The sequence below is a fragment of the Nonomuraea monospora genome (assembly GCF_039531895.1).
GTDB classification, from domain to species: domain Bacteria; phylum Actinomycetota; class Actinomycetes; order Streptosporangiales; family Streptosporangiaceae; genus Nonomuraea; species Nonomuraea monospora.
Genome location: NZ_BAAAQX010000004.1, coordinates 1 through 25,839 on the forward strand (window position 1 = coordinate 1; position 25,839 = coordinate 25,839).

A 25,839-nucleotide genomic window follows, 5' to 3' on the forward strand; every position below is an offset into this window, starting at 1 on the left:
AACTCTCCAAACAATGTCTGGAAACTAATCCAAGCGTTTCATCAAGTATCACTTGACGAGGTGTTGCATGAAAAATCATGCACTGGCTTTTGACACACTGTTGAGTTCTCAAGAAACGGACGCGTACATCTCGCACCAGATCCCTTTCGGGCCCTAGTGCGCGAGGCGCACATTTCGTCTCCTTCAGTCTACCAGATCCGGACGATTCTTGTCAAACCGCCCGATCCGGGAGCTTCCGGACTTGCCTCTCTTCGAGGCAACCCTGCTAACTTACTCTAACTTTCGGCTCTTGTCCAACCGTGCGGCTGCAGCCACCCGAAAGTCGGGGTTCGTTCAGCGGGATGTCAGGGCCGAGTGGCCCCGCGTTGAAAACTGTAGCAGCCTCGGAGACGAGGAAGGTCCATTCTCGGTAACGAATGGACCTTCCCCTCGTGCTCGTGGTTCAAACACCCAGGGCGGCGAGCTGGGCTTCCAGCCGCTCGATGTCGGCCGACGCCTGCTCGGCCCTGCTCCTGACCTTGGTCACCACGTCCTGCGGCGCCTTGGCCATGAACTGCTCGTTGCCCAGCTTGGCGGCCACCTGGGCGGCCTCCTTGCGCGCGGCGGCCAGGTCCTTCTCCAGCCGCTTGCGCTCAGCGGCCACGTCGATGGCGCCGGCCGTGTCGATCTCCACGGTCACCGAGCCCACCGTGAACCGCGCCGTGGCGCTGAACGACTCCGACGGCTCCGTCAGCCGCAGCAGCGACCTGATCGCCGACTCCTGGCCGGCCAGCGGCGTGCCGCTCAGCCCGAGCCGCGCCGCGACCTTCTGGCCGGGCTTGAGCCCCTGATCCGAACGGAACCGGCGGACCTCGGTCACCAGCTCCTGCAACGCGTCGATCTCGGCCTCGGCGGCCGGGTTCACGTACCGCTCCTCGCGCACCGGCCACGGCGCCACGACGATCGACTCGCCCCCGGTGACGGCCCGCCACAGCTCCTCGGTCACGAACGGCACCAGCGGATGCAGCAGCCTCAGCAGCGCGTCGAGCACGTGCCCGAGCACCAGCCTGGTGTGCTCCAGCCCCTCACCGAGCTGGATCTTGGCCAGCTCCAGGTACCAGTCGCAGACCTCGTCCCACGCAAAGTGGTAGAGCAGGTCGGAGGCCTTGGCGAACTCGAAGTCCTCCAGGGCGGCGTCGGTCGCCTCGATCACCGACTGCAGGCGTGAAAGGATCCAGCGATCGGCCGCCGTCAGCTCCGCGCCGTCGAGCGAGCCGACGGCCGCGCCGTTCATCAGCGCGAAACGGGTGGCGTTCCAGATCTTGTTGCAGAAGTTGCGCGACCCGGCCGCCCACTCCTCGCTCACCGCGACGTCGGCGCCGGGGTTGGCGCCGCGCAGCAGGGTGAAGCGGGTGGCGTCGGCGCCGAAGCGGTCGATCCAGTCGAGCGGGTCGACCACGTTGCCGAACGACTTCGACATCTTCTTGCCGTACTGGTCTCGGACCATGCCGTGCAGGGCGACGACGCGGAACGGCGGCTCGCCGTCCATGGCGTACAGGCCGAACATCATCATCCTGGCGACCCAGAAGAACAGGATGTCGTAGCCGGTGACGAGCACGGACGTCGGGTAGAAGCGCTCCAGCTCCGCCGTCCTGTCGGGCCAGCCCATCGTCGAGATCGGCCACAGCCCGGAGGAGAACCAGGTGTCGAGGACGTCGGAGTCCTGCGTGTAGCCGGCCGGCGGCTCCTCGTCGGGGCCGACGCACACGACCTCGCCGCCAGGGCCGTACCAGACCGGGATGCGGTGGCCCCACCAGAGCTGGCGAGAGATGCACCAGTCGTGCATGTCGTCGACCCAGTCGAAGTAGCGCTTGGCCAGCTCCGGCGGGTGGATGCGGGTGCGCCCGTCACGGACGGCGTCGCCGGCGGCCTTGGCCAGCGGCGCGACGTTGACGAACCACTGCAGCGACAGCCTCGGCTCGACCACCGTCTTGCAGCGCGAGCAGTGGCCGACGGAGTGCAGGTACGGCCGCTTCTCCGCGACGATGCGGCCTTCGGCGCGCAGCGCGGCGACCACGGCGGGCCGCGCCTCGAAGCGGTCGAGCCCCTCGAACGGCCCGTGCGCGGTGATGACGCCGCGCTCGTCCATGACGGTGAGGGACGGCAGCGAGTGGCGCCGGCCGATCTCGAAGTCGTTGGGGTCGTGGGCGGGCGTCACCTTGACCGCGCCGGTGCCGAACGCCGGATCGACGTGCTCGTCGGCGACGACCGGGATCATGCGGCCGGTGAGCGGCACCTCCACCATCGTGCCGATCAGGTGCGCGTAGCGCTCGTCGGAGGGGTGGACGGCCACGGCGGTGTCGCCGAGCATGGTCTCGGCGCGCGTGGTGGCGACCACGATCTCGTCGGAGTAGCGGATCGAGACGAGCTCGCCCTCGTCCTCGCTGTGCTCCACCTCGATGTCGGACAGCGCGGTCAGGCAGCGCGGGCACCAGTTGATGATGCGCTCGGCGCGGTAGATCAGCCCGTCCTCGTAGAGCTTCTTGAAGATGGTCTGCACGGCCCGCGAGAGCCCCGGGTCCATCGTGAAGCGCTCGCGCGACCAGTCGACGCCGTCGCCGAGCTTGCGCATCTGGCCGAGGATCCGGCCGCCGGACTCCTCCTTCCACTCCCAGACGCGCTCGACGAACGCCTCGCGGCCCAGGTCGTGGCGGGACTTGCCCTGCTTGGCCAGCTCGCGCTCGACGACGTTCTGGGTGGCGATGCCGGCGTGGTCCATGCCGGGCAGCCAGAGGGTCTCGCGGCCCTGCATGCGGGCGCGGCGGGTGAGCGCGTCCTGGATGGAGTGGTCGAGCGCGTGCCCGATGTGCAGGACGCCCGTCACGTTGGGCGGCGGGAGGACGATGCTGTACGGCTCGCGCGAGCTGCCCGGGTCGGCGCGGAAGTAGCCTTCGGATACCCAGCGCTCGTAGCTGCGGGTCTCGACGTCGGCCGGTGTGTATTGAGTAGGCAGCTCTGGCGTTGTCACAGCAACCAATTCTAGGGAGGCGGGCAAGCGAAACGCCCCATGGTTTCCACCACGGGGCGTTCGGGTGCTGCCAAGGGCCTGCTCAGGCCGACTTCTCCTGCGGCGTGTGCTGCTGCTTGACGGCGAGCTGGTCGCGCGGGACGAGCGTCGGGATCGCGTGCTCCAGCACCGACTCGCGGGTGATGACCACGCGGGCGACGTCCTGCCGGGAGGGCACCTCGTACATGACGGACTGGAGCACCTCCTCCAGGATGGCGCGCAGCCCGCGGGCGCCGGTGCCGCGCAGGATGGCCTGGTCGGCGATGGCCTCCAGGGCGCCGTCGGTGAACTCCAGCTCCACGCCGTCGAGCTCGAGCAGCTTGCGGTACTGCTTGACCAGCGCGTTGCGCGGCTCGGTGAGGATCTGGATGAGCGCCTCGCGGTCGAGGTTGTGCACCGAGGTGATGACCGGCAGGCGGCCCACGAACTCGGGGATCATGCCGAACTTCAGCAGGTCTTCGGGCATCACGTCACCGAAGATGTCGGCGGTGTCGACTTCTTCCTTCGATCGGATGATCGCGTTGAAGCCGATGCCCTTCTTGCCGATGCGCGACTCGATGATCTTCTCGAGGCCGGCGAACGCGCCACCGCAGATGAACAGCACGTTGGTGGTGTCGATCTGGATGAACTCCTGGTGCGGGTGCTTGCGGCCGCCCTGCGGAGGAACCGACGCGGTGGTGCCCTCCAGTATCTTCAGCAGCGCCTGCTGCACGCCCTCACCGGAGACGTCGCGCGTGATCGACGGGTTCTCGCTCTTGCGGGCGATCTTGTCGACCTCGTCGATGTAGATGATGCCGGTCTCGGCCTTCTTGACGTCGTAGTCGGCGGCCTGGATCAGCTTGAGCAGGATGTTCTCCACATCCTCGCCGACGTATCCCGCTTCCGTCAGCGCCGTGGCGTCGGCGATGGCGAAGGGCACGTTGAGCATCTTCGCCAGGGTCTGCGCCAGCAGCGTCTTGCCCGAGCCGGTGGGCCCGAGCAGCAGGATGTTGCTCTTGGCCAGCTCGAGAACGTCGTCTCTGCCCCGGTCGCCGGACTGCACCCGCTTGTAGTGGTTGTACACCGCCACCGAGAGGGCCTTCTTCGCCTTGTCCTGACCGATGACGTAGGCGTCGAGGAACTCGTAGATCTCTCTTGGCTTGGGCAGGTTGTCCCACTTGAGCTCGGAGGACTCGGTGAGCTCCTCCTCGATGATCTCGTTGCAGAGATCGATGCACTCATCGCAGATGTAGACGCCTGGACCGGCAATGAGCTTTTTGACTTGCTTCTGACTCTTCCCGCAGAAAGAGCACTTCAGCAGGTCTCCCCCGTCGCCGATGCGTGCCACCCCAGATACTCCTTTGCGTGGGACCGCCCTGCTCCCGCGAGCAGTGTCTCCGGACATCCTCCGGACTAGGCCGAACCGCTCAGGTTTCGACGTTACCGTCTTCTGGGCCCTCAGTGAGCCCCCTAGCGGCGAGTCGCACCGGAACGTGCCCTATTGGGCAGCGCTCCGGTGCGTCACGTCTCGTCTAGGAAGCCACGGCCTGAGCTCGTTTCTTCCTGGACGGGATGATGTCGTCGATCAGACCATACGCCTTTGCCTCGTCCGCGTTGAGAATTTTGTCGCGTTCGATGTCCTTGCGGACGTCAGCGGAGGTCTTACCGGTGTGCCGGGCCACGATGTCCTCCAGCAGCGTGCGCATGCGGAGGATCTCGCGGGCCTGGATCTCGATGTCGCTGCCCTGGCCGCCGCCCTCGGTGGACGGCTGGTGGATCAGCACCCGGGCGTTGGGCAGCGCGAACCGCTTGCCCGGGGTACCGCCGGCCAGCAGCACGGCCGCGGCGGACGCGGCCTGGCCGAGGCAGACGGTCTGGATCTCCGGCCGGACGAACTGCATCGTGTCGTAGATCGCCGTCATGGCGGTGAAGGAGCCACCCGGCGAGTTGATGTAGATGCTGATGTCACGGTCGGGGTCGAGCGACTCCAGCGTGAGCAGCTGGGCCATCACGTCGTTGGCCGACGCGTCGTCGATCTGCACCCCGAGGAAGATGATGCGGTCCTCGAAGAGCTTGTTGTACGGGTTCATCTCCTTCACGCCGTAGGACGTGCGCTCGACGAAGGAGGGGAGAACGTAACGGCTCTGGATGTTCATGTCAGCTCCCCCTAGGAAACCGGGCCCGCGGAGGGCACCTGACGCGCGCTGCGCACCACGTGGTCGATGAAGCCGTAGTCCTTGGCCTCCTCGGCCGTGAACCAGCGGTCACGGTCGGAGTCCGACTCGATCTGGTCCAGCGACTGCCCCGTGTGGAAGGCGATCCGCTCGGCCAGCGTCTTCTTCACGTAGAGCATCTGCTCAGCCTGGATGGCGATGTCAGCGGCGGTGCCGCCGATGCCGCCGGACGGCTGGTGCATCATCACCCGGGCGTGCGGCAGCGCGTAACGCTTGCCCCGCGCCCCCGCGGTGAGCAGGAACTGCCCCATCGAGGCGGCCATGCCCATCACCACGGTGGAGACGTCGTTCGGCACGTATTCCATCATGTCGTAAATCGCCATGCCCGCACTCACCGAGCCACCCGGCGAGTTGATGTAGAGCGTGATGTCACGCTCCGGGTCATCGGCGGCGAGCAGCAGCAGCTCGGCGCAGATGCGGTTGGCGATCTCGTCGTTGACCTCCTGCCCGAGCACAATGATGCGCTCGCGGAGCAGGCGCTGGTAAAGCTGGTCCTCAAGCCGGAAGGCGGAGCCGTTCTCACGGCCTCGAGACTCAGGCTGATAGAAGGTCGGCGGGCTGGTCACAGCGTCACCTTCCGATGCGTCGTAATCGATTGGCTTTGCTTGTGACCTTAACGCGCGCCGCCCACAGGTCATGCCCGGTCCCCCGGACTGTTCGCTGACGGCGCAGGTTCGGATGGACCGGCCCCTGTAACCCTTCGCGGTCGCATGCGGCATTCGTCCCGCTTGACGCGCGGCAGCCGCCCCCCGGACCGCGCGCCATCACTCGCCGTACACCCACAGGGCCCTGAGACGGCGCCCCGGTGTCGCGGGAGGGCGCGCTCCCGGCTGGGTGCGTCACCGGGCCGCCGTCCCCGCAGCGGCCATCTGAGCGCCCCTGACGACCTCCGCCCGCGGCGGAAACGTCGCGGGGAGGCCACACTCCCCTCGCGGACCCGGCACACTTCCGTGGACGCCCCGGCCCGCGAAAAGCGGGAGCCCCCGGACCGGCTGGTCCAGGGGCTCCCGTTAAGCCTGAGCGTCAGGCCTGAGCCTTGTCCTCGGCGGGCTTGTCGGCGGCCTCGTCGGAGTCGGCGGCGGCGGCCTCCTCCTCCTCGACCGGCGGCTCGCCGTTGATCTCGGTGTAGATGGCCTTGAGGTCCACCTCGTTGCCCTCGGTGTCGACGACCTTGGCGGCGTCGCCCAGGACCGACTTGGCCTTGTCGCGGACGATCTCGACCATGGCCAGCGTGAGCTGGTCGTTGTCGGCGAGGTGCTTGGCCAGCTCGTTGGGCTGCACGCCCATCTCCATGGCGCGGCGGACCACGAAGTTGGTCAGCTCCTGCTCGGAGACGCCCAGCTCCTCGGACTTGACGATCTTGTCGAGCACGAAGCCGACCTTGATCGCGCGAGCGGAGTTCTTGTCGAACTCCTCGAAGCGCTCGTCCTCCGTCGTCTGGTACAGACGGAAGAAGGCGTCGCGGCTGAGGCCGCTCTCGGCGATCTGGTGGTCGAGGTTGTGCTTGCGCGCGTCGACCTCGGCCTTGAGCGCGCTGTCCGGCAGCGGGATCTCGATCTTGTCGAGCAGCGCGTCGAGCGCCTTCTCGCGGGCCTGGACGACCTGGTCGATGAGCTTGTTGCGGCGGGCCTGCTCGCGGATGCTGTTCTTCAGCTCCTCCAGCGTGTCGAACTCGCTGGCGAGCTGGGCGAACTCGTCGTCCAGCTCGGGCAGGACCTTCTCCTTGACCGACTTGACGTTGATGATGACGTCGGCTTCCTGACCGGCATTCTCGCCGCCGACCAGCTCGGTCTTGAAGCTCTTCTCCTCGCCCGCGGACATGCCCTCGAGCGCGTCGTCGAGGCCCTGCAGCACGGAGCCGGCGCCGACCTCGTAGGAGACCTCGCTGGCCTGCTGCTCCTCGATGTTCTCGCCGTCGATCTCGGCGCGCAGGTCCATCACGACGAAGTCGCCGCTCGCGGCGGCGCGCTCCACGCCGGTCAGCGTGGCGAAGCGCTGGCGCAGCGCGTCGAGCTGGGCGTCCACGTCCTCGTCGGAGACCTCGGCGGAGTCGACCGTGACCTCGATGCCCTGGTAGTCGGGCACCTCGAAGTTGGGCCGGATGTCGACCTCGGCGGTGAACTCGATCTGCTCACCGTCGTCGATCTTCGTGACCTCGATGTCGGGCTGGCTGACCGGGAACACGTCGGCCTCGTCGACGGCCTGGCCGTACAGCTTGGGCACCGCGTCGTTGAGGGTCTCCTCAAGCACTACCGCCCGGCCGAAGCGCTGTTCGATGATGCGGGCCGGAACCTTGCCAGGCCGGAACCCGGGGACGCGCACCTGCTGCGCGACCTTCTTGTACGCCGCATCCATGCTCGGGCGCAGCTCGTCGAACGGCACCTCGACAGTGAGCTTGACCCGGGTCGGGCTGAGCTCCTCGACAGCGGTCTTCACGGAATGGTCTCCTTGATCAAGCTACGAGTGATCGCGGGCGCGTCCCATTGGTACGGCTCGCGCGCCGCGCCCACATGAGCGGTGTTGGGCATGCTCCGCAACGGCGGCATCCAACGCCGATGGCCAGTCTAGGGCAGATGCACACCCAACCACGACGCCGCCGCGGTCAGAACTCGTCCGCGATCGTCCGCAAAAGCTCGATCGTCTCGTCCGGAGTGGTGCTCACGGCGCACAGCCGTTCCATCACCTCGGTGTATCGGTCCACGTCCTCACGCTTGTCCAGGTAGAGCGCGCTGGCGAGCTGCTCCACGTACACGACGTCGGGCAGGTCGCTGTCGGGGAAGCGCAGGATGCTGAACGCCCCGCCCTCCGCGCTGTGCCCGCCGAAGCTGAACGGCATGACCTGGATGGTGATGTTCGGCTGCCGCATCAGGTCGATGAGGTGCTCGATCTGCGCCCTCATGACCTCGGCCCCGCCGATGGGCCGCCTGAGCGCGGCCTCGTCGATCACGGCCCAGAAGACCGGCCCGTCCGGCCTGTCGAACATCCGCTGGCGCTCCAGCCGGAGATCCACCCTGCGGGCGATCTCCTCTGCCCCGATGCCCGCCGCACCGGCGGTCACCACGGCCCTTGCGTACTCCTTGGTCTGCAACAGTCCTGGCACGAACTGGACCTCGTAGGTCCTGATCCTGGCGGCGGCCTCTTCAAGGCCGACGAACGCCTGGAACCACGTGGGCAGGACATCGTTGAACCGGTGCCACCAGCCCGGCTCGTTGGCGGTGGCGACCAGATCGAGGACGGCGGAGCGGGCCTGATGATCCACGACCCCGTACAGGGTCAGCAGGTCCGCCACGTCGCGTTCCTTGAACCCCACCCGGCCGAGCTCCATTCGGCTGATCTTGGACTCCGACCCCCTGATGAGGTGGCCGGCCTCCTCACGAGTGACGTTCTTCGCTTCCCTGAGCTTGCGCAGCTGGGAGCCCAGGAGGATGCGCAGCGCCGTCGGTCCGGAACCCGGCTGGTTCTGCGTCACTTTGCCTCCTATCAAGGTCCGCACACACAGTGACACCACATTGCCGGGTATGACAAGGTCTCAACCTCGTGTCCGGATTCGGAGATTTATCCCGAAAACGTCGCTTGCTCCTGCACATTGCAACTGCACGTGCATTTGGGTCTTGCAGGTGCCGCGTTCGTGACCCATGATGGCTTAGTGCATATTGGGCCAAACATGCACTAACCAAGGCTGAACGGGGAGGTATCGGCGGCATGGTGGAGGACCCTCTGGCCACTGCCGATTGCCTGCAGATAACCCGGGAGGTCGGCTTCGACCGCCTCCTCACGGGTGGCAAGCCGTACACGACCTCGTGCCCGTTGCCCTTTCAGGCCGACTCGGTGAGAACCGCCAGGGACGTCACCCGCAGGACACTGCGCGGCTGGGGCCTGCACGACCTCAGCGACGACGCCGCACTGGTGGTCTCCGAGCTGGTGACGAACGCCGTCAGGTACGCGATGTACGACGCCGGCCGCCGCGAGATCGAGCTGCTGCTCATGCGGGTCGCCCCCCACGTGCTGCTCGCCGTGGCCGACCCCAGCGACGAGGTGCCCAGGCCCAAGGAGCCCGACTTCATCTCCGAGAACGGGCGTGGCCTCTACATCGTCGAGACCTACAGCCAGTGCTGGGGCTGGGACCCGCTGGCCCGCGGCGGCAAGGCCGTCTGGGCGCTGTTCCGCGCCGACGACTGATCCCCTTATTCGCCGGTGACGCCGTCGATGCGCTCGCGCAGCAGGTCGGCGTGGCCGTTGTGGCGGGCGTACTCCTCGATCAGGTGAATCAGGATCCACCGGTGCGTGCAGTCCTGCCCGTTACGGTCACCCACCGCGTCCAGCGGCTTGGCGTCCGAGATCGCGCGGGCGAACCGGATCTCCTCCTGCCACGTGTCGAACGCCTCCTTCGCCGAGGCGGTATCGACCTCGTTGAAGTCGGCGTCGTTGTCGCGGTCCTTGTCCCACAGCTTGGGCAGGTCCTCGCCGTTCAGCACCCGGCGGAACCAGGAACGCTCGACGTGCGCCATGTGCCTGACCAGGCCCAGCAGGGAGAGCGCGGAGGGCGGCGCGGAACGCTCGCGCAGCTGCTCCTCCGACAGGCCGTCGCACTTGACGGCCAGCGTGCCGCGGTGCCATTCGAGCCAGTTGTTCAGCATCGCCCGCTCGTCGCCGGCGAAGGGGGGAGGGGTTCGGTTGTCTGTCACGAGCCCCGACCTTATCCCCCGCCCACCGCGTCTCTCACCCGGCTCTCCCGCTGGAGCAGCAGGTAGGCCGCCTCGCGCACGGTGTCGTCCCGCACGCTGGCCACGAATCGCTCCGGAGTGTCCCCGCACAGGTGACGCAGGTCCGCGGAGTCGTCCAGAAGCGACTGGATGAGCGCCGGCTGCGAGATCAGCCGCCGCGGCCGGCCGCCGTCCCCGGGGGCGGCGAGGCAGCCGTGCCTGCCCTCGTACACGAAAGGCGGCGGCAGCTCCGTCCCGTCCTCCAGCGTGACCGGCTCCTCCAGCGGGCGCCTGCGGTAGTTGGGCTCCGTGAGGTCCAGCGCCGCGAGCTGGTGCTCGTCCAGCCACAGCACGAACAGCCTGGACGTCTCACCCGGCGTCTCCACGGGCGCGGCCGGCACGTAACCCCACTTGCTCACGTGCGCGGACACGCCGGGCGCGATCCCCGGCACGTCGGCCTGCGTCATCGGCACCACCGGACGTACCCCGTGGTCGAGGAACTTCCTGCGCACCTGACTCGGAGCGGCGTTCGAACCCACAGCCACCACGCGGTGGCGCGCGTCCAGCGGCGCCTGACCCAGCGACGCCAGCAGCGCGGCGATCGCCGCGCCGCCCTCACCCCACTCCTGCCTCCTGTACGCGTCGTCCACCAGCACACCGGAGCCGGACGGGATCCGGCCGGGGTAGGTGAGCGGGAACGCCATCGGATCGCCCGCGAACAGCAGCTCGTCGTCGTCCTCGGAAAGTGCCACGCCTCTCACCATGCCCGCCCGCCGCATCCCACACCACCGCGGAGCTTTAGAAGCCCCTTCAAGAGGCCTGCCCAGCGACCGCCGACCACACCTGTTTCGTCTCCTTCCTGCGCCCCCACGCGACGACCAGGCACAACAGGAGCAGCACCAGCGGCAACACCACCCCACCCCCGGACACGAACGCCTCGGTCACCACCGCGCCCGCCATCAACCCGGCCAGCGCCAGCCCCGCCACCCCGGCCAGCCGCGGCACCAGCAACGCCACCGCCCCGGCCACCTCCAGCACCCCGACCAGCACCCGGAACCAGTCGCCGAACCCGATCGCCGCGAACGTCGACGCCGACGGCTCAGCCCCCGCGAACTTCCCCAGCGCCGCCACCACGAAGAACCCGGCCACGACAACCTGCAGAACCCACATCACCACACGCACCCGACATGTCCCCTTCTCTGTCGCCTCCTCCGGCCTCCGACGCTAGGCACCACGACCGGCGACCGGAATCGAGCTACCTGCCCGATAGGGGTGTACCTGGCTGCACCCCCGCCGCGTGGACAGCGCAGCCGTCCACAGGGCAGGCTGTACGACATGGCCACCCAACCCGACCAGCGCCTACGCGAGCTCACCCTGCTGCGCCGCGTGCGCGACAGGATCGACCGCGACTACGCGCAGCCGCTGGACGTGGAGGCGCTGGCGCGCGGCGTACACCTCTCGTCCGGGCACCTGAGCCGGCTGTTCCGCGCCGCCTACGGCGAATCGCCGTACAGCTACCTGATGACCCGCCGCATCGAACGGGCCATGACGCTGCTGCGGCGCGGCGACATGTCGGTCACCGAAGTCTGCTTCGCCGTCGGCTGCTCGTCGCTGGGCACCTTCAGCACCCGCTTCTCCGAACTGGTCGGCATGTCGCCCAGCACCTACCGGCGACTGGCGGCGGGGGACGCCGCGGGGTTGCCCAGCTGCGTCGCCAAGCAGGTCATGCGGCCGGTCCGTCATCAGGAGACGCCTTCCGGGGGCGTCCGTCTGTCGTGAGCGATCCCGCCCGCCTCCCCACCGGGACGGTGAGATCAGGCGCCCCTCATCCGAGGCCTGAACGTCAGTGGCAACGCAAGTCGAACCCCGGATCGTGGGGCCCGTCGAAGAACCGCACGATGACGCTCTTGTAACCGTCCCGCCAGGAGCCGCTCGGATTGACGTACACGGTGCCGGCGAGCTCGCCACCCGCGACGCTGTTGCCCGATTGCAACCCCACGGTCCCCTGCACCACCAGCCCCAAGTCACGCTCCGTATCGGCTGGGAGCGGCAGCATGCTCACCCGCTCCTGTAACTGAGCGAGCCTCTCATCGTTGCGCCACTGAGGCACCTTGACCACGGCCACGCAGCCGGCGATGAAAGCCAGGAGCGTCACGCAGACGAGGAACGGCAGCCTGCTCCGCTGTCTCGGTAACTCCTGCGGGACCGCCTCGATCAACACCATTCCAGCCTCCAGGCCTCCTGGTTCCGTACGGGCGGTCGCCAGGGCGCGGAAGAGGCAGGAACACCGCCATCCCGCCTGCGTCGTGAAGAGCCATCGTGATCGACAACGCGCACAGCGGCACATGATCACCGAAGCGGCAGCCGTGCCAAGGTCGGCTGGGTCGACCATGTGAACACGGACGCGATCCGAGCCCTAGAAGAGTTCGTCCGCGGCTGGTTCCCCGCCGAAGAGACAGAACGGGTGGATGAGGACACATCCTGACGGACGTACCAGAAGCACTGGCTGTGGCCCGCCTTCGCCCCACCCTCCATGGCTTCCCCGACCCGGTCCTGAACAGCCGATCTACGCCTCAGACTCACGCGGCGACCAACTGGTCTTCGCCGTATCGCACCAGGGCTCGGCGGAATGGCCTGGCCTCGAAAACGCGCTAGTCAAGCAGACAGACAAGCAGAAGGCCCCTCCCGATCTGGGAGGGGCCTTCGGGGCTGGTCGGGGCGACAGGATTTGAACCTGCGACTTCTTGCTCCCAAAGCAAGCGCGCTGCCAAGCTGCGCCACGCCCCGTCTCGCCGATTGCGCATGCGCTCCGGGACTCCGGTACGCTTACGCCCTGACGACCGGATGAAGTCTAGACCAGAGTTCGACCGGTTCGCGCGGACGTAGCTCAATGGTAGAGCCCTAGTCTTCCAAACTAGCTACGCGGGTTCGATTCCCGTCGTCCGCTCCAGCATGGCGAAGGGCCAGGTCAACCCCGCGATGGGGTGCCTGGCCCGAGGCTTTTCCAGGCCTGTTCGGTCGCTTGCGCGAGGGTGTGCAGGCGATTGCCGTATGTCGCGTGTCCGTCGAGGACGAAGCCGCCTTCTCCGTACGGAAGCTCGCAGAAGCTCGTGGCGAAGTGCGCTGGGGGTCCGCCGGAGGGCAGGGGTGCGTAGGGCTCCAGGGGTGCCATGTCGTAGCCGGCGCTGGATCGGCGGTTGTTGCGGGCGACCTGGTGGGCCTGGAGGCGGATTGTGGCGTCGATGCCACGGTCGAGGTAGAACTGCAGCCAGCGGAACTGGCTGTCGAGGTGCTTCTCGTGTCCGCGGGCGGGGTGCTGCAGGAGGTAGACGCAGACGACGACCGCGTGCCACCGGTACATCTCCGGGTCGAGTTGTTCCTCGGCCAGGATGGTGTTGTAGTAGTCGGCGCAGGTGCCGAGCGGGCCGGGCGGGGCGCCGCAGTCGCACTGGGTCATGGCGGGCACCCTAGCGAGGCGGCCGCAGGCTCGTCGAAGGTATTTCGGGGCGTACGTGGACACAGGGCGCTCGTAGCTGTGCTCGCAAGCGTTCCGGGCGCTCGTACGCCGTGATCGAAGGTATTCCGGGCGCTCGTAAGCTGGGATCGAGAGGCGTTCCGGGCGCTCGTAAGCTGTGAGCGATGCGTGTGCGACCGATCTCCCGTGAGGCTCTCGTCGAGGAGCTGGCCGAGCTGATCTCCGCGCGCCCACCCGGCTCATGGGTGCGGGTGGCCGTGGACGGGGCGCCGCCCGCGCGGCCTGGCGCGCTAGCCGATGAGCTGGTGGCGCCGTTGCGGCTGCGGGGCAGGCCCGTGTTGCGGGTGTCGGCGGGCGACTTCCTGCGGCCGGCGTCGTTGCGGCTGGAGTACGGCAGGACAGACCCCGACGCCTTCTACGACGACTGGCTGGATGCCAAGGCGTTGCGCAGGGAAGTTCTGGATCCGCTCGACGAGGGAGGGTCGGGGCGGGTGTTGCCCGCGCTGTGGGACAGCGGGGTCGATCGGGCTTATCGGGTGCCGTACACCGAGTTGCCCGCGGGCGGGGTGGTGCTGGTGGACGGGACGCTGCTGCTGGGGCGGGGGCTGGCGTTCGAGGTGAGCGTGCACGTGTGGTTGTCGCCTGGGGCTCTGGAGCGGGGGACGGGCGAGGAGGAGCGCTGGAGGTTGCCCGCTTACGAGCGGTATGAGCGGGAGGTCCGGCCCCAGGAGGTGGCGGATGTCGTGGTGCGGGCCGATCATCCGGACAGGCCCGCCATCCTGGTCAGGTGAGCCGCCGCGCAAGGCCCCGGCGGGCCGATCATCCGGGCAGGCCCGCCGTACTGGTCAGGTGAGCCGCCGCGCAAGGCCCCGGCGGACCGATCACCCGGACAGGCCCGCCATCCTGGTCAGGTGAGCTGCCGTGAAAGGCTCTGGCGGGTCGCGCGAGGGCGGCGCAGACTGAAGCGATGATCCCCGGCAACTGGTACAACATCGTTCCCGATCTGCCGTCCCCGCCCCCTCCCCCGCTCCACCCCGCCACGCGAGAACCCGTGGGCCCCGCCGATCTGGCACCGCTGTTCCCCATGGAGCTGATCGCGCAGGAGGTCAGCGGCGAGCGGTACGTCCCGATCCCGCAGGAGGTGCTGGACGTCTACCGTCTGTGGCGGCCGACGCCGCTGATCCGGGCGCGCCGCCTGGAGCGGGCGCTGGGCACCCCGGCCAGGATCTACTACAAGTACGAGGGCGTCTCCCCCGCCGGCTCGCACAAGCCGAACACGGCGGTGCCGCAGGCGTTCTACAACGCGCGCGAGGGCGTGCGGCTGCTGACCACCGAGACGGGCGCGGGCCAGTGGGGTTCCGCGCTGGCGTTCGCGTGCTCGCAGTTCGGGCTGGAGTGCCGGGTCTGGATGGTGCGGGCCTCCTACGATCAGAAGCCTTACCGCCGTTCCCTCATGCAGGTGTACGGCGCAACCGTGCACGCCAGCCCCTCCACCGTGACGGGAGCGGGCAGCAAGATCCTGGCGGACGATCCCGGCTCCCCCGGCAGCCTGGGGATCGCGATCAGCGAGGCGGTGGAGGTGGCCGGGGCGACGGCCGATGCCAGGTACGCGCTCGGGTCCGTGCTCAACCACGTGCTGCTGCATCAGACGGTGATCGGCGAGGAGGCGCTGACGCAGCTTCCCGAGATGCCCGACCTGGTGATCGGCTGCACCGGCGGCGGGTCGAACTTCGCGGGGCTCGCGTTCCCGTTCCTGCGGGAGAAGCTGGCCGGGCGGGCCGGGACGGTGTTCAGGGCGGTCGAGCCGGCCGCCTGCCCGTCGTTCACGCGCGGCGTGTACGCCTACGACTTCGGCGACGCGGCCGGATTCACGCCGCTGCTGAAGATGCACACGCTGGGCCACTCGTTCGTGCCCGACCCGATCCACGCCGGCGGGCTGCGCTATCACGGCATGTCGCCGCTGCTGTCGCACCTGTACGAGCTGGGCCTGTTCGAGGCGGTCACCCGCACGCAGAGCGAGTGTTTCGAGGCCGGGGTGCGCTTCGCCAGGACGGAGGGCATCGTGCCCGCGCCCGAGCCGACCCACGCGCTGGCGGAGACCATCGCGGAGGCGTTGCGGTGCAGGGAGAGCGGCGAGGAGAAGGTCATCCTGACCGCGTTGTGCGGTCACGGCCATTTCGATCTGGGCGCCTACGACCGTTATCTGGCGGGCGAGCTGGAGGATTACACGCTGCCGCAGGAGCGGGTGGACCAGGCGCTCGCCGAGCTGCCCGGCTGAACACCACGGGTGGCCGCCACGGCCGTGGCGGCCACCCGCGCGTTCATCGTGCTGTGGGGCGCTTGCCGTGGTTCGCCTTCTTCTTCTTGCGCGCCTTGCCCTTACGTGCCCGCCTGGCCATAAGCTCGCCTCCGGTCGAGGTCTCCGGTGAGTCCCGGCCGAGTCTCCGGTGAGTTCCCGGTGAGTCTCTGCTGAGTGATCGGTGAGCCCTCACCGTCCCCCGTCGCGCTGACCAGCGCAAGCGTTCCCGCGCTAACTAACATTCCCCAACAATTCCGTGTCATAATTTGGTGGAATCTGTTGGAAGGAGCGGGCGTGCTCGCACAGCAGCGTCAGCAGGCGATTCTCGAACGCGTGCGCAGCAACGGTGGCGTCCGGGTCGCCGACCTCGTCCGCGAGCTGGGCGTCTCCGACATGACCATCCGCCGCGACCTCGAGGTACTGGCCGAGCGCGGGCTGCTGGAGAAGGTGCACGGAGGCGCGACCGCGCTCGGCCCAGGCTCCACCGAGGAGCCCGGCTTCACCGCCAAGTCCGCCCGCCAGCAGCAGGAGAAAGAGGCGATCGCGCGGCACGCCGCCACGCTGGTGCGTCCCGGCACGGCCGTGGCGCTGTCGGCGGGCACCACCACGTGGGCGCTGGCCCGCCACCTGATCGGCGTGCCCGAGCTGACCGTGATCACGAACTCGATCCCGGTGGCCGACGTCTTCCACCGCAACCCGCGCGCCGACCGCACGGTGGTGCTGACGGGTGGCGTGCGCACGCCGTCCGACGCGCTGGTGGGCCCCGTCGCCGTGGCCGCGATCCGCCGCCTGCACGTGGACACGCTGTTCCTGGGCGTGCACGGGATGAGCGTGCGCGCCGGCTTCACCACTCCCAACCTGCTGGAGTCCGAGACCGACAGGGAGCTGGTGACGGCCGCGACCCGGCTGGTCGTCCCGGCCGACCACACGAAGTGGAACACGGTCGGCATCAGCACCATCGCCGAGCTGAGTGAGGCCGACGTGGTCATCAGCGACGCGGGGCTGCCGGAGGACGCACGCACCGAGCTGGCCGAACGGGCCGGAGAACTGATCATCGCGGAGGGCACCCCTTGAAGCGCACCATCACCCATCTGGCCGACGGTCGGGAGCTGATCTACTTCGACCGGCGCGACGACGCCGACAGGAGCGCGATCGACCGGCGGACGCTCGACCCCCGGCCGGTGGCCTCCGAGCTGCGCTACGACCCGCTGACGGAGGAGTGGATCGCGATGGCCGGGCACCGGCAGACGCGCACGTTCCTGCCGACCGGCGGCACGGCCGAGTGCCCGCTGTGCCCGTCGTCCGACACGCGTTCGACGGAGATCCCGGCCTACGACTACGACGTGGTGGTGTTCGAGAACCGGTTTCCGTCCTTCTCCACCAATTTCGGGGCCTACGGGGAGCCGGGCGGCCTGAGCGAGGTCCGTCCTGGCGTGGGCAGGTGTGAGGTGGTGTGCTTCACCTCCGATCACGACTCCTCCTTCTCCAAGCTGTCCGACTCGCAGGTGGAGCTGGTCATGGAGGCGTGGGCCGACAGGACGGCGGAGCTGTCCCAGATCGAGGGCGTGGAGCAGGTGTTCTGCTTCGAGAACCGGGGTGAGGAGATCGGCATCACGCTGGCCCACCCGCACGGCCAGATCTACGCCTACCCCTACGTCACGCCCAGGACCAAGCTGCAGCTCGCCGCCGCCGGCCGCTACACCGGGGGCAACCTGTTCGCCGACGTGCTGGCCGCCGAGCGGGAGGCGGGCACGCGGGTGGTGGCGGGCAACGAGCTGTGGACGGCGTTCGTGCCGGCCGCCGCGCGCTGGCCGTTCGAGGTGCACCTCTACCCGAACCGGCGGGTGCCCGACCTGGCGGCGCTGACCGAGGAGGAGCGGGCGGCGTTCGCGCCGCTGTACACCTCGGTGCTGCGCGCGTTCGACGGGCTGTTCGGCCTGGTGATGCCGTACATCGCGGCCTGGCACCAGGCGCCGGTGCGGCAGGGCAGGGAGCTGGGCTACCTGCACATGGAGCTGTTCAGCATCAGGCGGGCGGCGAACAAGCTCAAGTTCCTGGCCGGCTCGGAGTCGGCGATGGGCGCGTTCGTGAACGACGTGCTGCCGGAGGAGGCGGCCCGCCTGATTCGATCACAGATTGATCACTAATAGATTTCTACTTAAGGTCGCATGACTCGTGATCTACCACTAATATCCCCATATGCACCGGCCGTAACGGCCCGGTAGCAGGCCTAATCCCGGGCGAGGCGCCCGGGAGCCGGGGACCCAAACCGCACCTGGGGTGAATCCGCTACGGCGGTAGGGAAGCGCACTCCCATGCCCGAACCCGTCAGCTAACCCGGCCGGCAGAGGGAGAGGAACATCTACGTGGCGGCTTCGTCCCCCGCGATCCTGGCCATCGGCCTCTTCACCGCCACCGCCGTCGCCCTGTCGGCCACCCCCGCGGCAGCCGCGGCGCCCAAGCCGTCGGAAGCCGAGCTCCGCGCCCAGCTCAAGCAGCTCAACAGCAAGGTCGACAAGCTGATCGAGCAGTACAACCTCAAGCGCGTCGAGCTGGCCGAGGCGCAGGACGCCGCCAAGGCCGCCGCGGCCAAGGCGTCCACCGCGGAGCAGACGCTGGCCGCCGCCGAGCAGCGGGTCGCCGACATCGCCCGCCTGCGCTACCAGAACGGCGACCCCTCCGCGCTGCCCGGTTTCATGCTCCCCACGGACGCCGGCACCGCGGCGCTGCTCGAACAGCTCACCGCCGAGCAGCAGGCGCTCGTCGCGACCGTGGCCAAGGCCCGCGACGACAAGAAGAAGGCCAGCCAGGAGGCCGCCGCGCTGACCACCAAGATCAAGGCGGACGCGGCCAAGGTGGAGGAGCAGCGCGACGAGGCCGAGGACGTCATCGACGACATCAAGGACAAGCTCCAGGATCTCGTCCCCGTCGCGACGGGCCGCAACTCCAACGGCACCTGGGCGCCCCAGCTGCCCACCGGCTCCGACAACATCACCGCCCGCACCCGGCTGATGAAGGCGCAGGTGGCGAAGAACTTCTCGCTGCCGTTCACGGTCGGCTGCTTCCGCTCCGGCTCCAGCGGCGAGCACCCGCTGGGCCGGGCCTGCGACTTCATGATGAGCACGGGCGGCTCGATGCCCTCGGCCGCGAACAACGCGCTCGGCGACCGCATCGCGGCCTGGGCGATCCAGAACAAGGACAAGCTGGGCGTCAAGTACGTGATCTGGAAGCAGCGCATCAACCAGGGCTCAGGCTGGCGCGCGATGTCCGACCGTGGCAGCGTCACCGAGAACCACTTCGACCACGTGCACATCTCGATGAACTAAGAGGCGGCGCACGCCGACGGACAGAGCTTGGCCTCGGGGTAACGCGGTGACGGCTCGTCCAGGATCGGCTGCCGCAGCCCCTTCAGGTGCCGGTCGAGGAAGGCCGCCACGTACGTGCGGGTCAGCTCGGCGGCGCGCTCACCGGACAGCGTTCCGCTGACGGGCGTGACGCCGAGCGCGCCCTGCAGCAGCGGCCCGTCGGTGAAGGACTGGTGCTCCGCGCCTGTCAGCACGATCCACCGCTTCCACCCGGTCAGCAGCTTCCAGTCGCGCTCCCACGACAGGTCCCGGCCGCCGGGCACGTGCTGCGGCGTGCCCAGGAACAGGAACGGCCGCGAGAGCCCGCTCTTCGGGATGCGGGCGTAGGTGGTGCCGTCCATGTCGATGCCCGCGCGGATCCGCGGGTCGGCCAGCATGGACGCGACGCTGCTCGCCCCGCCGATCGACTGGCCGACCATGGCGATCTTGCCGCGGTCGAGCACTCCGGCGCCGTCCCACTTCGCCGGCAACCGGTCGAGCACGAACGACACGTCCGCCGCCCTGCCGCCGACGACGCCCGGACCGAAGCCAGGGTCGGCGTCGCTGTCGCACGCCAGGCACTCCGCGACCGTGCCGTCGGCCAGGGTGGTGGCGTAGCTCTCGTAGGGGTGGTCGACGCCGGCCACGACGTACCCGCGGCTGGCCAGGTCCTCGGCCAGCGACGTGAGCGTGCTCACCGGCTTGGTGAAGCCGGGCGAGAGCACCACCAGCGGCAGCCCGCGCCCGGCAGGCTCGGCGTCCGCGACGGCGTTCGTGCCTGTCTTGCTGAGCGTGTCGTCCGGCACCGCCGCGCTCCTGAGCCGCTTCACCATGAGCTGCGACTCCTTCGGCGACATGTACGGTGCCCGCCGCCCGTCCCGCTGCTCGGTCGGGTACCAGAGGGTGACCTTGAGCTGCCTGGCGTCGGCGTCCAGGTTCCACGGGTCGGGCCTGGAGGTGTCCGTCAGGTGCAGGACGGTCGTGCCGACGGCGTGCTCGCCGGTGGGGGCGGGCAGCGTGGCGGGGCCGGACGGCGGGGGCGACACGGCGGCGGGCCGGGGCGGGGCGGGCGCGGTGCAGGCGGATGCCGCCAGGACGGTCAGCCCGGCGAGCGCCACCGCAACAGGTCTCATGTGGCGATCCGTTCTCTTCACTTGCGCAGCAGGGTCAGGGCCTGGGCCAGGGCGGCGTCGCGCCCGGCGGCGGCGTCGCGCGGGGTCGGCGGCACGTGGTGGTCGGGCGCGACGCCGATCCTGTCGACCACCTCGCGGTTCGGGCCGAGGTGGTGCTTGGCGGGGAAGCTCAGCACGGTGTTGTCGGCCAGCAGGTACGGCTGCGCAGGCCCGGAGATGACGCCGGCCGTCCTGGTGCCGACCAGCCGCCCGATCCGCAGGTCCTTGACGGCGGAGCTGACGTGCTCGCACGCCGAGGCGCAGCTCCGGTCGATCAGCACCGCCAGCGGCAGCCCGACCAGCTCCACGGTGTCGTCGGTGCGGAAGGCCTCGCAGGCGCCGTCGGCGGCGCACTGGTAGCCGGTGACCTTGCCGTGGACGAACCCGCTCACCAGCCGCACCGCCTCGTTGGGGATGCCGCCGCCGTTGCCGCGCAGGTCCAGCACGACGCCGTTGAGCGTCCTGCCGGTACGCAGCCTGGCGATGGCGGCGAGGGCCCGCTTGGCCGAGTCGGAGGCGAAGCCGGACACCCGGACGTAGGCGATGCCGCCGTCCAGCAGCTTCGACCGCACCACCTGGAGGTCGGCGAGTTCGCGCGGGTAGAGGCCGGGCTGGAGCGTCACGCTCCAGCGGCGGCCGGTGCTCTCCCGCAGCAGCCCCAGCCGGACGGGGCGCGCCTCCGGGTAGCGCGGGTAGAGGGCGGCGATCGCGGGGGTGGGCGTGCCGTCGATGAAGGGCGCCGAGTCGTTGATCGACTCGATGACGTCGCCCGGCCGCACCCCGGCGGCCCGCGCCGCGCCGCCCTCCACCGCGGTGACGAACAGCGGCGGCAGGGCGACGCCTGGGTTGCCGTCCACTTGGGGGCCGTTGACGTTCGCCGTCAGGCCCAGGCCGTAGCCGTCGCCGTCGTAGTAGTCGGGGTGCCGCGCGGAGTCATGCGACCAGCGGGCGTGGTTGTCGCCGAGGGCGGCCACCATCGCTTCGAGGGTCCCGGCGGCCAGTTCGCCGCGCAGCTTCTCGGGGACCTGCTCGGTGACTTTGCGGTAGACGGTCTCGAAGGCGGCCCAGTCGGCCTTCCTGTCGCCGGTCAGCGCCGGCATGGTGGCGTCGGCCACGTCGCGCCCGTCGCGGTTGAGCTCCTGCGTCAGGGCGACGAACCCGGCGGTCAGCAGCGCGCGGGCGTCGAGCGTGGCGGCGCCGTAGTAGTGGGCCAGGACGCAGAAGTAGGCCTGTTCGAGGACGTCGATGGTGGTGGCCGTCTCCGCTCCGATGGTTCCCTGGGGGCGGGCGCAGACGGCGGCGTCGGCGGCGCCCGCCTGGCTGCGCGGCGGCGCGGGGGCGGTGCACGCCGCCGCCAGGAGGAGGACGAGCCCGGCCGTCACCGTCCTGAGCCTCATGACAGCCGCCTTCTGATCCACCAGAAGGACAGCCAGGTCAGGCCGAGGGTGAGCAGGGCGTACAGCCCGGTCTCGATCCACTGCAGCGGCCAGAACCGCTCCAGCGGCTGGTAGGTCGCCTGCTGCCGGTAGCCGAGCCGGTTGACCTCGACGAGGCACCCCTCCCCGCCCTGCGGACCGGCTCCCGACTGGGAGCAGGGCCCCGAGGTGGTGGAGATCGGGAGCGGCACCTGGTCGCCGCTGCCGCCGAGCCGGCGTCCTGACGAGTCGACGAGCTCGCTGGACAGCACCCACGAGCCCGTGTGCCCCGGGATGGCCGATTCGAGGCCCACGGAGAAGGTGCCGTCGCGGCTCATGCCCAGGCCGTCGATGTTCTGCTTGCCGAGCTCGAAGGTGGCCGTGACAGGCGGGATCAGGTAGGGCCTGACCAGCAGCGGCACGGCGATCTGTACGGCGGCGAAGACGGCCAGGGTGAGCGCCATGGCGACCAGGGTGCGGCGGACGAACATCCCCACGGTCACGCCGAGGGCGAAGGCGAAGGCCGCGTACGCCAGCGGGGCGATCCCGCGCGCGCTGAACACCAGCGGGTCCATGAGCGCGAAGCCCTCGGGCGCGGAGTGGTCCAGCGGCCCCGACCACCAGGTCACCGCCAGGCCGCTGACCCCGGCGGCGGCCGTGGCGACCAGGCCGGTGAACCCGAGCTTGATCGCCAGCCACCTGGTCCTGGTGATGCTCTGGTTCCACACCAGCAGGTGCGTGCCCGCCTCCAGCTCGCGGGTGATCAGCGGGGCTCCCCAGAAGAGCCCGACCAGGCCGGGCAGGATCAGCACGACGAGGGTGCTGGCCAGGAACGGGATCTGGTAGTCCTGGAAGAACTGGTCGTAGAACAGCTCGCAATCCTCGCCCCTGACGCAGGAGCCGACGCCGCTCGCGTAGTCGGCGGCGAGCTGCGGGCCGGTCAGCAGCAGGATGGCGGCGAGCAGCACGATCAGGGCCGCCATCAGGGTGGCGGCGCCGCGGAACTGCCGCCAGGTCAGCCAGATCATCGGGTGGCCTCCAGGGCGGTGCGCCGTTCGGCGGTGGCGTTGTCCATGTAGGCCAGGACGAGGTCCTCCAGGTTGAGCCGGCCGGCGGTCCAGGCGGGGTCGGGGGCCGAGGCGTCGCCGTACACGATGAAGGTGCTCTGCCGGTCGGTGTGCCGGGCGGAGACGACGCGCGGGCCGTGGGGCAGGGCGCGGTCGCGCGGGCCCGTGAGCCGGTGGTGGCCGGCCAGCAGGTCCTCGGTCCGTCCCGCGACCTGGACGCGCGAGTCGACGAGCACGATCAGGTAGTCGCAGGTCCGCTCCAGGTCGGAGACGAGGTGGGAGGACAGCACCACGCTGAGCCGGTGCTCGGCGGTGGCCTCCATCAGGTTCTGCAGGAACTCGCGGCGGGCCAGCGGGTCGAGCGCGGCGACCGGCTCGTCCAGGATCAGCAGCTCGGGCCGCTTGGCCAGGCCGAGGGTGAGGGCGAGCTGGGCGCGCTGGCCGCCTGACAGCTTGCCCGCGCGGTGCGCGGGGTCCAGGCCGAGCCGCGCGATCCGGTCCTTGGCCAGCGCGGCGTCCCAGGCGGGGTTGAGGCCGGCGCCCAGCCGCAGGTGGTCGGCGACGGTCAGGGCCGCGTAGACGGGGGTGTCCTGGGCGACGAAGCCGACCTTGGCCAGTTGCGCGGGGCCTGCTGCAGGACGGCCGCCCAGCACGCCGATGCCGCCGGTCGTGGGCTCCAGCAGGCCGGTGGCCAGCTTGAGCAGCGTCGTCTTGCCCGCCCCGTTGGGGCCGACGAGTCCGACGACGTGGCCCTCGGGGATGTCGACGGTGCAGTCGCGCAGCGCCCAGCGCTTGCCGTACCTCTTGCCGAGTCCTTGTGCCCTTAAGACAGCGGTCATGCGCACTACCTCCCGTACAAGTGCGGTTTATCTAGTGTCCTAGCACTTTAGGGAGATGTGTGTATGCGGCGGGTAAAACGACGGCAGCCCGCACGCCTTCGAGGCGTGCGGGCCGCGGAGCCGGGGACGGCTAGTTCGTCAGCGTGAGCGGGTTGACCAGGTCGGCGTAGACGAGCAGACCGGCCATGATCATCATCACGATCGCGATCGCGTACGTCAGCGGCAGCACCTTCGCGATGTCCACGTGGGCGGGCTCCGGCCGCTTCATGATCCTGGCGTAGCCGCGCTTGAGGCCCTCCCACAGGCCCCCGGCGATGTGCCCGCCGTCCAGCGGCAGCAGCGGGATGAGGTTGAACATGCCGATCGCCAGGTTGAAGCCGGCCAGCAGGTTGACGAAGATGGCGATCTTGTTCTCGGCGGTCAGCGCCTCGGAGGCCAGGATCTCGCCGCCCATCCGGCCCGCGCCGACCACGCCGACCGGGCCCTCGGGGTCGCGCTCCTCACCGGAGAAGGCGGCGTGCCAGACGCCGACCATCTTCTCCGGCAGGTTCACCAGCGAGGCCGCCACCCTGCCCGTCAGCTCGCCCATGTAGCCGATGACCTGGCCGATGCTCTGCTGCTGCATCACCTCGGTGGGCAGCACGCCGAGGAAGCCGACGTTCTTGTCGATCTTCTTCGGGTCCTCCAGGTTGGGCCGGTCCTGGGCGATGAGGGTGACGCCGAGCGTCAGGGGCTTGCCGTCGCGGACGATGCCGAGCTGCACCGCGCCCGCGCCGTGGGAGCGGATGAGCTGGGTGGCCTGCTCCCAGGACTCGATCCGCTTGCCGTTGAAGGAGACGATGTGGTCGCCGGGCTTCATGCCGGCCTGCACCGCCGGGGTGGGCTTGTCGGTCGGCTTGCACTCCGTGCGCTGCTCCGAGATCGGGATCACGCACGTGTTGGTGTCGGGCGAGACGATCGGCGCCAGGGTGGGCAGGCCGATGCCGACCAGCAGGATGGTGAAGAAGATGAAGGCCAGCACGAAGTTCATCGCCGGGCCGCCGGACATGATGATGACCTTCTGCCACCACTTCTTGCGATAGAAGACGCGGCTCTCGTCGCCCGGCCGCACCTCTTCCTGGGCGGCGTCGCGGGCCGACTCGATCAGGCCCTGCCACGGGCCCGTCGCCGTGCTCCTCAGCTTGCCCGGCTCGTCGCCGGGGCGCGGCGGCAGCATGCCGATCATGCGGATGTAGCCGCCGAACGGGATCCACTTGACGCCGTACTCGGTCTCGCCCTTGCGCCGCGACCACGCCGTGGAGCCGAAGCCCACCATGTACTGGGTCACCCTGACCCCGAAGATCTTGGCCGGGATCAGGTGGCCGAGCTCGTGCAGCGCGATGGAGAACATCAACCCCAGGAGGAAGAGGATGATCCCCACGACGTAGAGCCAGTTCATCTAGGCGCACTCCCCGGCAGACGACAAGGACAGACGAAAGGACCGACAGCCCCAGAGTAGTCGAACTCCCCACGCGTCATGGCGTACCGGTTGACCCCGGCATTGACAGCTTGCGATCGCACGATCACTCTGGGAGACGACGGAGGGGGACGTCTTGATCCGCATACTGATCGCCGAACATTTGCCCTTGGTACGCCGTGGCCTGCTGGCCACCCTGGCCGCCGAACCCGACCTGCGGGTGGTGGCCGAGGCCGTGCGCGGGGAGGAGGTGGTGCGCGCCGCGCTGTCGTCGGAGGCCGACGTGGCCGTGGTCGACTTCGACCTGCCAGGCCCGCCGGTGACCGGCGACCTGGCCGAGCACGTGCCGCGCTGCCGGGTGCTGATCCTGTCGGCCGCGCCCAACCCGGGGCAGGTGCGCGAGGCGCTGTCCGGGCCGGCGCTGGGGTTCATGAGCCTGTGCGTGCCGCCGGAGCGGCTGGCCGAGGGGGTGCGCCAGGTGGCCGCGGGGCGGCAGGCCATCGAGGCGGAGCTGGCCGTGGCCGCGCTGCAGTGCGCGTCCAATCCGCTGACCAGGCGGGAGCTGGACGTGCTGCGGATCGCGGCGGGCGGGGCACGATCGACCGAGATCGCCGACGAGCTGTTCCTGTCGGTGGGCACCGTGCGCAATCACCTGTCGCGCATCATGTGCAAGACAGGGGCGCGCAACCGGCTCGACGCCGTGCGCATCGCCAGCGACTGCGGCTGGTTGTGAGACAAGACCTGGAAGGTACGGTGACGGGACCCGGAGGAGCCGCGCCGCTCCGCCGGGGCCCGAACACCTAGAGGATG

The 25,839-nt window shown here is 69.3% G+C and carries 25 protein-coding genes, 2 tRNA genes and 1 riboswitch; of the genes, 9 read left to right on the forward strand and 18 right to left on the reverse strand.

Going from position 1 to position 25,839, the window contains the following annotated elements:
- Window positions 1-442: 442 nt before the first annotated feature.
- The 6 genes from ABD331_RS09010 to ABD331_RS09035 form a co-directional block, all read right to left on the reverse strand.
- Window positions 443-3,016 (reverse strand): valine--tRNA ligase, encoded by a 2,574-nt coding sequence (locus ABD331_RS09010; protein ID WP_425565976.1) that lies wholly within the window; start codon window positions 3,014-3,016, stop codon window positions 443-445.
- A 73-nt stretch (window positions 3,017-3,089) separates the two neighbouring features.
- A complete protein-coding gene (gene clpX / locus ABD331_RS09015) occupies window positions 3,090-4,373 on the reverse strand; it encodes an ATP-dependent Clp protease ATP-binding subunit ClpX (RefSeq protein WP_148439847.1) in 1,284 nt (427 codons plus the stop codon).
- Window positions 4,374-4,557: 184 nt separating this feature from the next.
- Window positions 4,558-5,181, reverse strand: a complete 624-nt coding sequence (locus ABD331_RS09020; RefSeq protein WP_148439846.1) for an ATP-dependent Clp protease proteolytic subunit — start codon at window positions 5,179-5,181, stop codon at window positions 4,558-4,560.
- 11 nt (window positions 5,182-5,192) lie between these two features.
- A complete protein-coding gene (locus ABD331_RS09025) occupies window positions 5,193-5,825 on the reverse strand; it encodes a ClpP family protease (protein WP_148439845.1) in 633 nt (210 codons plus the stop codon).
- Window positions 5,826-6,282: 457 nt separating this feature from the next.
- Complete coding sequence (tig, locus tag ABD331_RS09030; RefSeq protein ID WP_344472519.1) at window positions 6,283-7,695, reverse strand: trigger factor; 1,413 nt, start codon at window positions 7,693-7,695, stop codon at window positions 6,283-6,285.
- A gap of 166 nt (window positions 7,696-7,861) precedes the next feature.
- Window positions 7,862-8,728, reverse strand: a complete 867-nt coding sequence (locus ABD331_RS09035; protein ID WP_148439843.1) for a helix-turn-helix domain-containing protein — start codon at window positions 8,726-8,728, stop codon at window positions 7,862-7,864.
- Between the two features lie 233 nt (window positions 8,729-8,961).
- Between ABD331_RS09035 and ABD331_RS09040 the strand changes: the two genes are divergently transcribed.
- A complete protein-coding gene (locus ABD331_RS09040) occupies window positions 8,962-9,438 on the forward strand; it encodes an ATP-binding protein (protein WP_344472522.1) in 477 nt (158 codons plus the stop codon).
- A gap of 5 nt (window positions 9,439-9,443) precedes the next feature.
- Here the strand turns inward: ABD331_RS09040 and ABD331_RS09045 are convergent, their stop codons facing one another.
- The 3 genes from ABD331_RS09045 to ABD331_RS09055 are packed head-to-tail and all read right to left on the reverse strand — an operon-like array spanning window position 9,444 to window position 11,132.
- Window positions 9,444-9,944, reverse strand: a complete 501-nt coding sequence (locus ABD331_RS09045; RefSeq protein WP_344472525.1) for a DinB family protein — start codon at window positions 9,942-9,944, stop codon at window positions 9,444-9,446.
- Between the two features lie 11 nt (window positions 9,945-9,955).
- On the reverse strand, window positions 9,956-10,714 hold the full coding sequence (locus ABD331_RS09050; RefSeq protein ID WP_344472527.1) for a hypothetical protein: 759 nt from the start codon (window positions 10,712-10,714) through the stop codon (window positions 9,956-9,958).
- Window positions 10,715-10,772: 58 nt separating this feature from the next.
- Window positions 10,773-11,132: a DoxX family protein gene (locus tag ABD331_RS09055; RefSeq protein ID WP_344472529.1), complete on the reverse strand. Its 360-nt coding sequence runs from the start codon at window positions 11,130-11,132 to the stop codon at window positions 10,773-10,775.
- A 165-nt stretch (window positions 11,133-11,297) separates the two neighbouring features.
- Between ABD331_RS09055 and ABD331_RS09060 the strand changes: the two genes are divergently transcribed.
- Window positions 11,298-11,741, forward strand: a complete 444-nt coding sequence (locus tag ABD331_RS09060; protein WP_148439840.1) for a helix-turn-helix transcriptional regulator — start codon at window positions 11,298-11,300, stop codon at window positions 11,739-11,741.
- Window positions 11,742-11,805: 64 nt separating this feature from the next.
- Here the strand turns inward: ABD331_RS09060 and ABD331_RS09065 are convergent, their stop codons facing one another.
- Window positions 11,806-12,186, reverse strand: coding sequence for a hypothetical protein (locus ABD331_RS09065; protein WP_344472533.1), 381 nt, complete (start codon window positions 12,184-12,186; stop codon window positions 11,806-11,808).
- Window positions 12,187-12,672: 486 nt separating this feature from the next.
- A tRNA-Pro gene (locus tag ABD331_RS09070) sits at window positions 12,673-12,749 on the reverse strand.
- Window positions 12,750-12,838: 89 nt separating this feature from the next.
- Here ABD331_RS09070 and ABD331_RS09075 point away from each other — a divergent pair.
- Window positions 12,839-12,912, forward strand: a tRNA-Gly gene (locus tag ABD331_RS09075).
- Window positions 12,913-12,930: 18 nt separating this feature from the next.
- Here the strand turns inward: ABD331_RS09075 and ABD331_RS09080 are convergent.
- On the reverse strand, window positions 12,931-13,419 hold the full coding sequence (locus ABD331_RS09080; RefSeq protein WP_344472535.1) for a DUF5946 family protein: 489 nt from the start codon (window positions 13,417-13,419) through the stop codon (window positions 12,931-12,933).
- A 182-nt stretch (window positions 13,420-13,601) separates the two neighbouring features.
- Here ABD331_RS09080 and ABD331_RS09085 point away from each other — a divergent pair, with 182 nt between their 5' ends.
- Window positions 13,602-14,228 (forward strand): nucleoside/nucleotide kinase family protein, encoded by a 627-nt coding sequence (locus tag ABD331_RS09085; protein ID WP_344472538.1) that lies wholly within the window; start codon window positions 13,602-13,604, stop codon window positions 14,226-14,228.
- 140 nt (window positions 14,229-14,368) lie between these two features.
- Window positions 14,369-15,715, forward strand: coding sequence for a TrpB-like pyridoxal phosphate-dependent enzyme (locus ABD331_RS09090; RefSeq protein ID WP_344473387.1), 1,347 nt, complete (start codon window positions 14,369-14,371; stop codon window positions 15,713-15,715).
- 43 nt (window positions 15,716-15,758) lie between these two features.
- Here the strand turns inward: ABD331_RS09090 and ABD331_RS60910 are convergent, their stop codons facing one another.
- Window positions 15,759-15,836, reverse strand: coding sequence for a 50S ribosomal protein bL37 (locus tag ABD331_RS60910; RefSeq protein ID WP_371252575.1), 78 nt, complete (start codon window positions 15,834-15,836; stop codon window positions 15,759-15,761).
- A 194-nt stretch (window positions 15,837-16,030) separates the two neighbouring features.
- On the opposite strand from ABD331_RS60910, the gene ABD331_RS09095 reads away from it, so the two are divergent.
- The 3 genes from ABD331_RS09095 (at window position 16,031) to ABD331_RS09105 (ending at window position 19,062) form a co-directional block, all read left to right on the forward strand.
- The gene (locus ABD331_RS09095; RefSeq protein WP_148439836.1) at window positions 16,031-16,810 is read left to right on the forward strand and encodes a DeoR/GlpR family DNA-binding transcription regulator; all 780 of its coding nucleotides are present in this window, start codon (window positions 16,031-16,033) and stop codon (window positions 16,808-16,810) included.
- A complete protein-coding gene (galT, locus tag ABD331_RS09100) occupies window positions 16,807-17,883 on the forward strand; it encodes a galactose-1-phosphate uridylyltransferase (RefSeq protein WP_344472541.1) in 1,077 nt (358 codons plus the stop codon). The genes ABD331_RS09095 and galT overlap by 4 nt, the downstream gene beginning before the upstream one ends.
- 70 nt (window positions 17,884-17,953) lie before the next feature.
- A riboswitch (cyclic di-AMP (ydaO/yuaA leader) is annotated at window positions 17,954-18,097 on the forward strand.
- Window positions 18,098-18,102: 5 nt separating this feature from the next.
- Window positions 18,103-19,062 (forward strand): coiled-coil domain-containing protein, encoded by a 960-nt coding sequence (locus ABD331_RS09105; RefSeq protein WP_344472544.1) that lies wholly within the window; start codon window positions 18,103-18,105, stop codon window positions 19,060-19,062.
- On the opposite strand, the gene ABD331_RS09110 is transcribed toward ABD331_RS09105, so the two are convergent.
- The 5 genes from ABD331_RS09110 to ABD331_RS09130 form a co-directional block, all read right to left on the reverse strand.
- Window positions 19,059-20,213, reverse strand: a complete 1,155-nt coding sequence (locus tag ABD331_RS09110) for an alpha/beta hydrolase family protein (RefSeq protein ID WP_344472547.1) — start codon at window positions 20,211-20,213, stop codon at window positions 19,059-19,061. The genes ABD331_RS09105 and ABD331_RS09110 overlap by 4 nt on opposite strands.
- Before the next feature lie 17 nt (window positions 20,214-20,230).
- Complete coding sequence (locus ABD331_RS09115; protein ID WP_344472550.1) at window positions 20,231-21,649, reverse strand: S41 family peptidase; 1,419 nt, start codon at window positions 21,647-21,649, stop codon at window positions 20,231-20,233.
- Window positions 21,646-22,695, reverse strand: coding sequence for an ABC transporter permease (locus ABD331_RS09120; protein ID WP_344472553.1), 1,050 nt, complete (start codon window positions 22,693-22,695; stop codon window positions 21,646-21,648). Before ABD331_RS09120 ends, ABD331_RS09115 begins: the two co-directional genes overlap by 4 nt.
- Window positions 22,692-23,573: an ABC transporter ATP-binding protein gene (locus tag ABD331_RS09125; RefSeq protein ID WP_344472556.1), complete on the reverse strand. Its 882-nt coding sequence runs from the start codon at window positions 23,571-23,573 to the stop codon at window positions 22,692-22,694. The genes ABD331_RS09120 and ABD331_RS09125 overlap by 4 nt, the downstream gene beginning before the upstream one ends.
- Window positions 23,574-23,703: 130 nt before the next feature.
- Window positions 23,704-25,011: a M50 family metallopeptidase gene (locus ABD331_RS09130; protein WP_344472559.1), complete on the reverse strand. Its 1,308-nt coding sequence runs from the start codon at window positions 25,009-25,011 to the stop codon at window positions 23,704-23,706.
- 154 nt (window positions 25,012-25,165) lie between these two features.
- Between ABD331_RS09130 and ABD331_RS09135 the strand changes: the two genes are divergently transcribed.
- The gene (locus ABD331_RS09135; protein ID WP_148439828.1) at window positions 25,166-25,762 is read left to right on the forward strand and encodes a response regulator transcription factor; all 597 of its coding nucleotides are present in this window, start codon (window positions 25,166-25,168) and stop codon (window positions 25,760-25,762) included.
- Window positions 25,763-25,839 lie beyond the last annotated feature (77 nt).